Origin of the sequence: Kitasatospora sp. NPDC053057 (assembly GCF_044546945.1) — a bacterium.
Taxonomy (GTDB): Bacteria; Actinomycetota; Actinomycetes; order Streptomycetales; family Streptomycetaceae; genus Kitasatospora.
Map to the genome: position 1 here is coordinate 1 of NZ_JBITZP010000059.1, position 13,151 is coordinate 13,151.

General features: G+C 73.8%; 6 protein-coding genes. 5 read left to right on the forward strand and 1 reads right to left on the reverse strand.

Annotated elements, in window-relative coordinates:
- From ACIG5E_RS35920 to ACIG5E_RS35940, 5 genes are all read left to right on the forward strand, one after another.
- Nucleotides 1-1,665: ATP-binding protein (locus tag ACIG5E_RS35920; RefSeq protein WP_396540894.1), on the forward strand; the 1,665-nt coding region annotated here is incomplete at its 5' end.
- A complete protein-coding gene (locus ACIG5E_RS35925; protein WP_396540896.1) occupies nucleotides 1,662-2,336 on the forward strand; it encodes a response regulator in 675 nt (224 codons plus the stop codon). The genes ACIG5E_RS35920 and ACIG5E_RS35925, both read left to right, overlap by 4 nt.
- Nucleotides 2,337-2,722: 386 nt before the next feature.
- Nucleotides 2,723-4,090, forward strand: a complete 1,368-nt coding sequence (locus ACIG5E_RS35930; protein ID WP_396540898.1) for a hypothetical protein — start codon at nucleotides 2,723-2,725, stop codon at nucleotides 4,088-4,090.
- Nucleotides 4,091-4,366: 276 nt separating this feature from the next.
- On the forward strand, nucleotides 4,367-5,920 hold the full coding sequence (locus tag ACIG5E_RS35935) for a Na+/H+ antiporter (RefSeq protein ID WP_396540900.1): 1,554 nt from the start codon (nucleotides 4,367-4,369) through the stop codon (nucleotides 5,918-5,920).
- A gap of 439 nt (nucleotides 5,921-6,359) precedes the next feature.
- A complete protein-coding gene (locus ACIG5E_RS35940; protein ID WP_396540902.1) occupies nucleotides 6,360-6,500 on the forward strand; it encodes a hypothetical protein in 141 nt (46 codons plus the stop codon).
- A 422-nt stretch (nucleotides 6,501-6,922) separates the two neighbouring features.
- Here the strand turns inward: ACIG5E_RS35940 and ACIG5E_RS35945 are convergent, their stop codons facing one another.
- Entirely contained in the window at nucleotides 6,923-13,141 is a 6,219-nt protein-coding gene (locus ACIG5E_RS35945; RefSeq protein WP_396540904.1) for an amino acid adenylation domain-containing protein, read from the reverse strand.
- Nucleotides 13,142-13,151 lie beyond the last annotated feature (10 nt).

Genomic DNA, 13,151 nt, shown 5'->3' on the forward strand with positions numbered 1-13,151 from the left:
AGCTACCACGTGGTGGTCGGCGACGACATCCCCACCGCGCTGCTCGCCTTCGCCCGCGCCCACGACGCCACCCAGCTGGTGCTGGGCACCAGCCGGCGCGGCCGGATCAACCGCTTCCTCACCGGCCCCGGCACCGGGCAGACCACCGTGGACGCCTCCGAGGACATCGACGTCCACATGGTCACCCACGAGTTCACCGGCCGCGGCAAGCTGCCCTCGCTGGGCCGGCGCCACTCCCGGCGCCGCACCGTCGCGGGGTTCGCTTCCGGCCTGGTCGTGCCCGCGCTGCTCACGGCGATTCTCTCGCAGTTCCACGCCCAGCTGAACCTGACCACCGACGCGCTGATCTTCCAACTCGGTGTGGTGGCAGTGGCGTTGCTCGGTGGGGCGGTATCCGCTGTGGTGGCGGCCATCATCGCCTCGCTGCTGCTGAACTACTTCTTCATCCCGCCCGTCCACGATCTGACGATCGGCGAGACGAACAACATCGTCGCCCTGCTGGTGTTCGCAACGGTCGCCCTGGCCGTCTCCACGGTGGTCGACCACGCCGGCCGGCTCACCGCCCGGGCCGCCCGCGCCACCGCCGAGGCCGAGACCCTCTCCACCCTGGCCGGCAGCGTGCTGCGTGGCGCCGACGCGCTGCCCGCCCTGCTGGAGAAGTCCCGGACGGCCTTCGGCATGCGCTCTGTCGCCCTGCTCGACAGCGTCACCGGTGAGACGATCGCCCGCAATGACGCTGCCATGGACGGGGACAGCGACAGCGATCGGCAAGAGGTGACCGAGGTCGCGGTGGGCGAGCGGTCCATCCTGGTCCTCACCGGCCGCCGGCTGCCCGCCGCCGACCAGCGCGTCCTCACCGCCTTCGCCGCCCACGTCGCCGCCGCGCTGGAACGCGACCGGCTGGCCGTCGTCGCCGCCGAGGTCGAGCCGATCAAGGCCGCCGACCGGATGCGCACCGCGCTGCTCGCCGCCGTCAGCCACGACCTGCGCACCCCGCTGGCCGCCGCGCTCGCCTCGGTCGGTTCCCTGCGCAGCCCCGACGTCGAGTTCTCGCCCGAGGACCAGGCCGAACTCCTCGCCACCGCCGACGAGTCACTGGTCAAACTCACCCGCCTGGTCGACAACCTGCTCGACATGAGCCGCCTCCAAGCCGGCGCGCTCACCCTGCACCTGGCACCCACGTCACTGGAGGAGATGCTGGTGCGCGCCATGGACTCCTTGTCCGATCCGCAGGCCCCGATCCAGCCGCTCGACCTCGACACCGCCCCGCCGGTGCTCGCCGACCCGCCGCTGCTGGAACGGGTGCTCGCCAACGTGATCACCAACGCGCTGCGCTACAACGCCCCCGGCGCGCCCGTCCTGGTCACCGCCAGCCACCACGCCGACCAGGTCGAGATCCGGGTGATCGACCGCGGCCCCGGCATCGCCGCCGAGGACCGCGACCGGGTCTTCCTGCCCTTCCAGCGCCTCGGCGACACCGACAACACCACCGGCGTCGGCCTCGGGCTCGCCCTCTCCCGCGGGCTGGCTGAGGCCATGGGCGGCAGCCTGGAGGTCGAGGACACCCCCGGCGGCGGCACCACCATGCTCCTCGTCCTGCCGGCGGCGGAGGAGCAGAACGTGGAGCCCGCCACCGCGCAACTGGAGAGGAGCGCGGACCGGTGAGCCACATACTCGTCGTCGACGACGAGCCGACGCTGCTGCGCACCCTGCGGATCAGCCTCCAGGCCAGGCACTACTCGGTGCTCACCGCGGCCACCGGCCAGGAAGCCCTGGACTCGGCAGGTCAGGCGCCGCCCGACGCCGTCCTGCTCGACCTCGGCCTGCCGGACCTCGACGGGGTGAACGTGATCGAGGGCATCCGTTCCACGCTGGACGTGCCCATCATCGTGCTGACCGGGCGGGCCGACATCGAGGACAAGCTCCGCGCGTTCGACGCGGGGGCGGACGACTACGTGACCAAGCCGTTCCTGATGGACGAGTTACTGGCCCGGCTCCGAGCCGTTCTGCGGCGGCCCGCCGCACCCGCGCCCCAATCGGCCGCACGGATCGGGCCGAACGCCGTCGACCTCGACGCGGGCACCGTCACCGGCCCGGACGGCCCGGTCCGCCTGACCCCGACCGAGTGGCGCATCCTCGCCCTCCTGCTGGCCAACCCCGGCCGGCTGGTGCCCGGGCGGCAGATCCTGACCGAGGTCTGGGGGCCGGAGGCGGAGAGCCGCGGCAACTACCTGCGGGTCTACTTCTCCGGCCTGCGGCGCAAGCTCGAACCCGACCCGGCCCGGCCGCGCCACCTGATCACCGAGCCCGGGATCGGCTACCGGTACCAGCCCTGACCGGTGGCGACAATGCTGCGTCAAGACGGCTGCCGACCGCGTCAAGGACGTGTCAGGGCGGCCGGACGGACGTTCGACCGCACCTAGCGTGATCTGCGAGGAAACGGTTCGCCGCCCGGGCGTGGGGCCTGGCGGTGGACCGTTTGCCGAACCCCGGCCCCGGCGGGTTCCTCCGGGGAAGGTTCGGCGGCCAGTGTGGAAAACAGGGGGAGGGGCACGCGGCGATGCCAGCGGGAAGATCGAGCGGTACGGCAGTCGTGGAGAACACGGTCGCGTCGGAGACGGCGCGGCAGGAGACGGTCGTACCACTTCCCGCGCCGCGTGCCCCCCATCACTGGCTCGGCCGTTCCTGGCGCAGCCGGGAGTGGTGGAACACCCCGCGCCTGGTGCGCGGACTCACAGCGCTCGGCCTGGTGGCGCTGCTCGCCGCCGGCACGGCGACCGCCACCGTCCTCGGCGGCGCCCGGGACGGTACAGACGTGATCGGACACCAGGCCGCCCCACAGGTGGTGCGCTCGGCGGACCTCTACTTCGCGCTCAACGACATGGACGCCCAGGCCGCCAACCTGCTGCTGTTCGGCGCCGACCCGGACTACACGGCGCTGCGCAAAGCGACCATGGACACCTACGAACAACGGCGCGCTCAGGCCGACACCGATCTGCAGCACGTTACGGAGGCGGTGGCCGGCGACGCGGCCGGCCAGCGGGCCGTGCAGACCGTCATCGGCGAACTCGGCCAGTACGAGGCCCTGGTGGCCCGCGCCCAGCTGCTGGAGGACCAGGCCCACGCCCAGGCCGGCCGCCCCTCGGCGGAGGCCCTCGCCGCCTACCACCAGGCCACCGATCTGCTAAGCCAGCGCCTGCTGCCGGCCGTCGACGAGGTGACCAAGGCCAACGCGGCCGTCGTGGAACGCAACTACACCGACCAGCGCGACGCCCTGGCCGGCGGCTGGTGGGAGATCCTGGTCACCGGCCTGCTCGCCCTGGCCGCCCTCGGGCTGCTGCAGCGGGTGCTCGCGGTGCGCTTCCGGCGGCTGGTGAACGTGCCGCTGGCCGCCACCACCGTCATCGCCTTCGCCGGGCTGGTCACTGCACTGACGCTGACCTCCCGGGCGGACCACCAGCTGGTGGTCGCCAAGAGCAACTCCTTCGACTCGGTGATCGCCCTCAGCCGGGCGCGCGCGGTGGCGTACGACCTGAACGCCGACGAGAGCCGCTACCTGACCGACCTCGCCCGGGCGGTTGCCTACGAGCAGAGTTTCCTCGACAAGACCCAGTCCTTCGCCCGGGTCGACGGCGCCACCCTCGCCACGTACAACGACAAGCTCGCCGCGCTGGCCGACAAGCACCGGGCCGACCACGGCCAAGTCGGCTTCGGCGGGTACCTCGGCGACGAGCTGCGCAACATCACCTTCCCCGGTGAACAGGAGGCGGCGGAGCGGGTGTTGACCGCCTTCCAGCAGTACCAGCGCGACGACCGGAAGATCCGCGAGCTCAACGCCCAGGGCAAGCACAAGGAGGCCGTCACCTTCAACACCGGCACCACCCCGGGCCAGTCCAACGCCGACTTCGACGTGCTCAGCGCCGCCCTCGACGACAGTCAGGCGATCAACCAGCGCGCCTTCGAGCACGCGGTCGCCACCACCGACGACGACCTCGACGCCACCACCGCCGGCCTGGGCGCGGCGGCCTTGGCGGCGGCGCTCGCCCTGACCGCGCTGGGAGTACGGCCCCGCCTGCGCGAGTTCGCCTGATCAGGGAAACGGGCCGCCGCGCCCTTGGCTCACCGCCGTCCACTGCCCGCCGTCGGAGGAGCGCGGGGACGACCGCCGATGGCACGCGGGCAGGGACGGTCACGCCCTGTTCGCACCGCTTGCGCCGCGATGTCCCGTGGTTCTGCCTCTGCCTATCCCCGCTAATGCTCCGATAAGATGACCGCAGGTGTGCCGGGAAGCCTGGTCGGCGCGGGGGATGACTGTGGCGATTCGGCGGCGGTGACCCCGATTCTTGCGATGGGGTCCTTACCACCGATGCACATTGTGGCGATCGTTCTCGTCCTGGTGGTCCTGGCCACGACCGTGGCCACCTTCGCCCAGCGCCTGCGCGTTCCGGCGCCGTCGCTGCTCGTTCTGGCGGGCATCGGGGTGGCGCTGATACCCGGCGTCCCCGCACTGCACGTCCCACCTCAGGTGATCGGCATGGTGGTGCTGCCGCCGCTGCTGTACGCCTCCGCCGAGGAGCTGTCGCTGCGCGACCTGCGTACGGTGTGGCGGCCGGTGACGATCCTGTCCTTCGGCCTGGTCTTCGCCTCCGCTGCCGCAGTCGGCTTCGTGGCCGTCGCCGTCGCCGGGCTGCCGCCCGCGATGGCCTTCGTGCTGGGTGCCGTGCTCTCCAGCACCGACCCGGTGGCCGTCACCGCGCTCGGCCGCCGGCTGGCGCTGCCGGGGCGGGTGCAAGTCCTGGTGCAGGCGGAGAGCCTGTTCAACGACGCCACGTCGCTCGTGCTGTTCAAGGTGGCCATCGGCATCGCGGTGGCCGTCGGCGCCTCGGTGAGCCTGCCGGCGGCGGGTGGGGAGTTCCTGCTGCTCGGCGGCGGTGGCAGCTTGGTCGGCGCCGCCGTCGCGGGCCTGGTCTGGCTGGTGCGACGCCGCACCACCGACCCGGTGCTGGAGACGGTCATCGCGCTGGTCACGCCGTACGCGGCCTACGTCCTCGCGGAGTCCGCGCACACCTCGGGCGTCACCTCCGTCGTGGTCGCGGGCGTGTTGCTCGGACGTTCCGGCCACCGCCTCACCGATGCCCACATCCGGCTGCAACTGCACGCCGTGTACGCGGTGGTGGTCTTCCTGCTGGAAAGCGTCGTCTTCAGCATCGTCGGCCTGGAACTGCCCACCCTGGTGCGGGACCTGCCCTCGGACACCGGCTGGTGGCCGCTGCAGGCGCTCGCGCTGGCGGCGGTGCTGATCGCCGTCCGGGTGCTCTCCACGCTGCCGCTGACCCGCGCTGTCAAGCCCAACCAGGGAGGCGGCCGGCTGTCCTGGCGGGTCGCCGGGGTGGTGACCTGGGCCGGCACCCGGGGCGTCATGCCGCTCGCCGCCGCCCTGTCCATCCCGCTACTCGCCGACGACGGCACGAAGCTCGCCGGACGGCCGCTGGTCCTGGTGCTCACCACCGCCGTCGTCGTGTTCACCCTCGTCGTCCAGGGTCTGACCCTCGCCGCCGTCGTCAACCGCTCCGGTCTCGCCCTCGAACCCGAGCACACCGCCCGCGAGGAGGACGACGCCCGCGACGCCCTCAACCAAGCCGCTCTCGACCACGTCGAGCACCTCGCCGAACTGGAGGCCGTACCGGACACCGCCCTCGACCGGGTGCGCCGCGGCCTCACCGCCCGCCTCGACCGCACCCCCGAGACCCCCGACGGCACCACCGCCGACGCCGCCTACCGCCAGCTGCGCCACGAGGTCATCGCCGTCCAGAGCACCGAACTGCACCGCCTCTACGACGAGCACCGCATCAGCGACACCACCCGTCGCCGCCTCCAGCACGACCTCGACCGGGAGGAAGCCGCCCTCGGCACTACGTGACCCGTCGGCGGTCCGCCATCCGCCGGGGGGGCAGCGTCGTCGTCGTGGGAACAGCGTGGTGAGCGTCGCGCACACGGCCGCCCCGAACGGGAGTCCGACCCACGGCACCGCACCACCGGGACGGTGCGTCACCATCGCGCCGACGAGGAGGCCGATCCCACCGCACACGAGGAAGAGAACGAAGGCGCGAAGCGCGAGCCGCCACCTGTGGTGGGCCATCTCTGAGGTCACGGAAGGGATTATCCCCAGGGGGCGGCATGCTCCGGAGCAGGGCAGCGGTGCGTACCGCAAACGATCAATCACCCCCACCGCGGGGCCGTGGCCGAGCGAGGTGCAATGGTTCAGCGGATGAGGGGGACGGTTACTACGGCGACGGCGGGGATTGCCGTCGGGGAACTCCGGCGCTCCGCCTGGCGAGAGGTGACGCTACGGTACGCGCATGCATTTGATCGGTGCCGGTTTCCGCACGCTCATGAACGCCCTCATCAACGGCGATCCGCTGTGGCCTGCGGTCACGCTTTTCCTGGTATCCATCCTGATCGCGACCGTCGTCGCCTTGGTTCGCGCCCCTGGTAGGTAGCGCGGCGGACCGCTGAGCGGCCTCGCTGCCCTCAGACGTTCGGCGGGCGGACTTGTGCTCCAGGGCGAGGCGGCGCATGGCGAGTATGGCGGGCTCCAGCAGGACGGTGAGGGCCAGCGTCCGCATCTGCCACCGGCGCACAGGACCGGGTAGACGCGGCAGCCTGGTTCGAGCCGTTCGACAACGTCGAAGCCCGCGATCCCCACCGCGGCTTCCGCCACCGACCGACGGACACCGCCACCTGCGGGTCGGAGGACAGCCCGAACCCTGGATCTGCGAGTCCTTGCTGTAGGGATTGGCGATCTGGAGGCCGCGGGCCGATCCCCGTCCCGTCAACTCCCTTCCCATTCCTCGGAGATGAGAACTTCGCAAGGAACGAGCACGGGATCCGGCGCCCGGGCGGGGCGCCGGATCCCGTGGTCTCAGGCGGCGTCCGGGTGCGCCGGCGGGCAGGGCGCCTGCACGTCGGCCGCAATGAGGTCGAGGGCCTCCCGGACGAGGGCGCCGAGGCGCTGGGCGGTCCCGGCCAGGTGTTCCGCGTTGACGCCGGTGGAGACGTCGAGCAGCCGGAGCCCGGTGGTGCGGCTGCGGGAGAACTGCACCCGCATCCGGACGCTGTGCTCGTCGGCGAACCACCAGTCAACGACGTTCACCCGGTTCAGCCGCTTCACCTCGTCGAGGTTGTGGAAGTCGACGAAGTTGAACGCGACCTGGTAGAGCATGCCGTCGGCCAGCTGCCGGATCCGCCCCAGCGGGAACCGCCGGTGCGGCTGGGCCGCGCGCTCCGCGTCGAAGGCCGCCCGGGCGAGGCCCGCCCAGGTCTGCCCGGAGACGTCGGCGACCAGCGGCGGGACGTTGAGCAGGACGCCGAGGAGCCGGTCGGAGCCGGCCTCGTCGAGCCGCCCGTTCATCTGCACGCCGGACGCCACCACCGGCTCGCCGGTCAGCTGCGACATCGCCCAGAAGTGCGCGGCGAGGTACAGCGACTTCTGCGGCGTGCCGATGCCCGCGGCGACCTCGCGCAGCCGGGTGTCGAGCTCCGTCGGCAGCTCGGCCCGGTACTTCCCGTCGTCCCCGGGCAGTTCCGGGAGCTTCGGGTCGGGCAGCCGGTCGACGACGCCGGTCCAGAACGCGCGCGTGCGGGGCGAGTCGACGGCGGCCCGTTCCGCGGCGACGAAGTCGCGGTAGCGGGACGCGGGCTCCAGCCGGCCGACGACCTCGCCGCCGGCCAGCGCCGTGTCGTACGCCTGGAGCAGGTCGGTCATCAGCTGCGCGACGCTCCAGCCGTCCAGGACGACGTGGTGCAGCGCGATCGAGACCTGGAACTCCTCGGGCCCGCGCAGCAGCACGTGGCAGCGCAGCAGCGGTGCCGTCCCGATGTCGAACGGGTCCGCCACCTCGCGGTCCCACCAGGCGCGCAGCTCGGCGTCGGGGTCGTCGCCGGCCGGTCCCTCGACGACGAGCGGGATGCTCGCCGTGCGGTGCACCAGCTGCATCGGCTGGCCGTAGCTGCCGATGTCGAAGGAGGTACGGAGGATCTCGTGGCGTTCGGTCATCGCGTCCAGCGCCCGCCGGAGCGCGTCGGCGTCGAACCGGCCACGGAGCCGGACGCTCGCCAGGTCGTGGTACAACTCCGGCCGGTCGTCGGCGAGTTCGCACTCGTAGAGGATGCCGAGCTGCATCGCCGCGGTCGGGTAGGCGTCCTCCACGTCGGCGGGCAGCAGCCGCTCGTCGAGCTGGAAGCGGGCCGATCGCGGTGTCTCGGCGGTGTCCTGCGAGCGGTCGCACTCGGCGGCCAGCTCGGCGATCGTCGGGTGGGTGAACACCCGCTCGACGGTGACCGGCAGGCCGGCCGCGCGGGCGGCGATGCCGACCCGGATCGCGATGATCGAGTCGCCGCCGACGGCGAAGAAGTCGTCGTGCCGGCCCGGGGAGCCGAAGCCCAGCTCGGCCTCCCAGATCTCGGCGAGCGCACGCTCGGTCGCGCCGCGCGGCGCGTCGCCGCGTGGCGCGTCGGACGGGTCCTCGGCGACGGCGCCGGGCGCCGCGTCCGGCCGTGGCAGCGCGGCGGTGTCGAGCTTGCCGTTCGCGGTCAACGGCAGCGCCTCGCACCGCACGATCGCGGACGGGAGCATGTAGCCGGGGAGCCGCTGCGCCAGCAGTGTCCGCAGGTCGGGCAGGTCCGGTCCGGCAGGCACCGCGTACGCGACGATCCTCGGCTGCCCGGGCACGTCCTCGCGCAGCAGGCAGGCCGCCGCGCGCACCCCGGGCTGGTCGAGCAGGGCGCGCTCGATCTCGCCGAGTTCGATCCGGAAGCCGTGCAGCTGCACCTGGTTGTCGGAGCGGCCGCGGAAGACCAGCTCGCCGTCGGCCCGGCGGACGGCCAGGTCGCCGGTGCGGTACAGCCGGTCGCCGGGCGCGCCGAACGGGTCGGGCAGGAAGCGTTCGGCGGTCAGCGCGGGCCGGCCGAGGTAGCCGCGGGTCACGCCGGGCCCGCCGACGTACATCTCGCCCTCCACGCCGGGGCCGACCTCGCGCAGCTGCGGGTCGAGGATGTGCACCCGCACCTCGCCGAACGGGCCGCCGATCGGGCTGACGGCCGCGTCGAGGTCGGCGAGGTCCAGCGGACGGATCGTCACGTGCACGGTGGTCTCGGTGATGCCGTACATGTTGACCAGGCGCGGCCGGGCGATGCCGTGGTTGCGGACCCACGGGCGCAGCGCCGCGGGTTCCAGCGCCTCGCCGCCGAAGACCACCAGCCGCAGCGCGTGCGGCGGGAAGCCGGCGCTCTCGGCGGCGCCGGCGAGGTGCTTGAACGCGGTGGGCGTCTGGTTGAGGACGGTGACGCCCTCGGCGCGCAGGAGTTCCAGGAACGCGGCGGGGTCGCGGCTGGTGAGGTGGCCGACGACGACGAGCCGGCCGCCGTACAGCAGCGCGCCCCACAGCTCCCAGACGGAGAAGTCGAACGCGATCGAGTGGAACAGCGTCCACACGTCGTCCGGTCCGAATCCGTAGCCGTCGGCGGTGGCTTCGAACAGCCGGACCACATTGGCGTGCGGCACCACGACGCCCTTGGGCAGTCCGGTGGAGCCGGAGGTGTAGATGACGTAGGCGGTGTTGCCGGGGCGGACGTCGACCTCGGGCGCGGTGGCGGGCGCGTCCGGCGACACGTCGCTCAGCCGCACCACCCGGCGGCCCGGCGCGGCGAGTGCGGCGGCGTGCTCGTCGTCGGTGACGACCAGGTCGCAGCCGGCGTCGCCCAGGACGTACGCGAAGCGGGAGCTGGGGTGGGTGGGGTCGAGCGGGAGGTAGCCGGCCCCCGACTTCAGGACGGCGAGCACCGCGACGACCAGGTCGACTGTGCGCTCGGCGCACAGTCCGACCAGCCGCTCCGGGCCGGCGCCGAGCGCGACCAGCCGGTGGGCGAGCCGGTTCGCGGCGGCGTCGAGTTCGGCGTAGGTCATCGACCGGCGGCCGTCGCCGACGGCGACCCGGTCCGGGTGCGCCGCCGCGACCTGCGCGAACAGTTCGTGCAGGCAGCGGCCCTCGGTCCGGCTCGCCGGGGGGCGGCGGGTGTCGGCCACCAGCTCGTCGAGCGCCGCCTCGGGCCGGCCGACGGCGGTGTCCAGCAGCTCGACGTACCGGCGGAGCAGGCCCTCGGCGCGCTCGGGGTCGAACAGCGCGGTGTCGTACTCGACCGTCACCTCCAGGTCGTCGTCGCCGGTCTCGGTGATCTCGACGGTGAGGTCGAACTTAGCCGTCCCGGTGTCGGCGGCGAGCGGTTCCAGGTCGAGCCCGGCGAGCGCCGCGTGGGGGCGCCGCCGGCCCTGGTAGGCGAGGGCGACCTGGGTCAGCGGCGGGCGGGACAGGTCGCCGTCGCGGGCGAACTCCCGGGCCAGCTGCTCGAACGGCACGTACTGGTGCTCCAGCGCCTCCAGCGTGGTGCGGTGGACGGCCGCCGCGAGCTCGCCGAAGGTGCCGCCGTCCGGCCGCAGCCGCACGGGCACCGTGGTGGCGAAGAAGCCGACGACGTCCTCCAGCCCGGGGTCGGGCCGTCCGGCGGCAGGCGAGGCGATCAGCATGTCGCGGACCCCGGCCAGTTCGCGCAGCAACGTGCCGAGGGCGGCGGCGCAGACCGCGTACGGGGTGGTCCGGGTCCTGGCGGCGGCGCCGACGACGGCGGCCAGCAGCCCGCGGGCCCGGGCGGTGGTGCGGCGGCCGCGGTGCGCGCGCACCGGGGGCCGGGGTCGGTCGGTGGGGAGGTCCAGGACCACCGGCGCGTCGCGCAGCAGCTCCCGCCAGGGGGCGAGGTCGGCGGCGCTCTCCCGGCCCCAGCGCGCGAAGTCCCGGTAGCTGCGGGTGGCGGGGGCGAACTCCGGGCTCCGCCCGGCGGTGCGGGCGGCGTAGGCGGTGGCCAGGTCGCGGTCGAGCAGGTCCACGGTCCACCCGTCGGAGACGATGTGGTGGGTCACCAGGACCAGGACGTGCTCCTGCTCGCCGAGCCGCAGCACGGTCGCCCGCAGCAGCGGGGCCCGGCCGAGGTCGAAGTGCGCGGCGGTCAGTTCGGCGACCAGCCGGGGCGCGTCCTGCGGACGGTCGGTCAGGTCGACCAGCTCGGCCGTCGGCAGCCCGCCGTCGCAGCGGGCCACCAGGTCGCCGTCCTCGAAGACGAACGAGGTGCGCAGCTGCTCGTGCCCGGCGACGACGTCGGCGAGGGCCGAGGTGAGGGCGGCGAGGTCGAGCGGCCCGCGGACGCGGGTGACGACGGGGATGTTGTAGGACGTCCCGGCGGTCTCGTTCAGGTGGTCGAGGAACCAGAGGCGCCGCTGCCCGAGCGAGGGGACGAGCGGCGCGTCCGGGTCGTGCGGGACGGCGGTGGGCGCGGCCGCCGACCGGTCGAGCACGGAGGCCGTGCCCGCGACGGTGCCGGCCGCGAAGAACCCGCTCATGGTCAGGCCCGCGCCGAGCCGGGCCCGCAGCCGCGGCACGATCCGCGCCGCGTGCAGCGAAGTGCCGCCCAGCGCAAGGAAGTCGGCGTCCCGGGCGACCTCGTCGAGGCCGAGCACCTCGGCCCAGACGGCGGCGACGGCCTGCTCGGTGGCGCCCTGCGGCGCGGCCGTCCCCACCCGGACGCGGACCTGCGGCAGCGCGGCCCGGTCGAGCTTGCCGTTCGGGGACAGCGGCAGCGCCTCCAGCGCGACGTAGACGGTGGGGAGCATGTTCTCCGGCAGCGCCGCCGCGAGCCGCTCCCGCAGGACGTGTTCGGGCACGTCGCCGACCACGTAGGCCGCGAGGTGGGCGGCGTCGCCGTCGCCGCGGGCCGCCACGGCGGCGGCCCGGACGCCGGGGATGTCGGCGAGCAGCGCCTCGACCTCGCCGGTCTCGATCCGCACGCCGCGCACCTTCACCTGGTGGTCGAGGCGGTCCAGGAACTCCAGCGCGCCGTCGGTCCGCAACCGGACGCGGTCGCCGGTGCGGTACACCCGCGCGCCGGGGACGCCGGAGAACGGGTCCGGCACGAACCGCTCGGCGGTCAGCTCCGGCCGGCCCTGGTAGCCGCGGCCGACCTGGACGCCGCCGACGTACAGTTCGCCCTCGCCGCCGGGCGGCACCGGCTCGCCGTGCTCGTCGAGGACGTGCAGGTCGGTCCGCGGCACCGCCGTGCCGATCGGCACCACGGCGTCCTCGGCGTCCGGCCGGCACCGCCAGTGGGTGACGTCGACCGCGGTCTCGGCCGGGCCGTAGATGTTGTCCAGCTCGGCGCCGAGCCCACTGGCGTGGAAGCGCCGCACCAGCGCGGGGCTGAGCGCCTCGCCGCCGGCCACCACCTGCCGCAGGGACCCGCAGCCGGCCGGGTCGGCCGCCTCCAGGAACACGCTGAGCATCGACGGCACGAAGTGGGCGACGGTCACGCCGTGGCGGCGGACCAGGTCGGCCAGGTAGTCCGGGTCGCGGTGGCCGCCGGGCTCGGCGACCACGGTGCGAGCCCCGGCCACCAGGCCCCACAGGCTCTCCCCGACGGACACGTCGAAGCCCACCGGGGTCTTCTGCAGGACGACGTCCGCGGGCGTCATCCGGTACTGGTTCTGCATCCACAGCAGGCGGTTGACCAGGCCGGCCCGGGTGTTCATCGCCCCCTTGGGGCGGCCGGTCGAGCCCGAGGTGTGGACGACGTAGGCCAGGTGCCGGGGGTCCGTCGGGCGCGGCGGCATCGGCCCGCACGCGGCGATCAGCGCCGCGTCGGCGTCCACGCGCACCGTGGCGGCGTGCGCGCCGACGCCCGCCGCCTCCAGCGCGGCCCGCCGTCCGACGACCACCGGTGCCCGCACGTCGTCGAGCATGTACCCGATCCGTGCCGCCGGGTAGGACGGGTCGAGCGGGACGTACGCGCCGCCGCTGAGCAGTACGGCGACCAGCGCGACGAGCTGGTCGACCGAGCGGTCCAGCAGGACGCCGACCCGGACCTCCGGGCCGACGCCGAGGCCGGCCAGGTGGGCGGCGAGCCGGCCGGCCCGGTCGGTGAACTCCCCGAAGGTGACGTCGAGCGTGCCGTCGGTGACGGCGACGGCGTCCGGGGTGGCGCGCGCCCGGTCCAGGATCAGCGCCGCCAGGTCCGGCGGGCTCTCGTCGTGGTACGGCACGGTGTTCCCT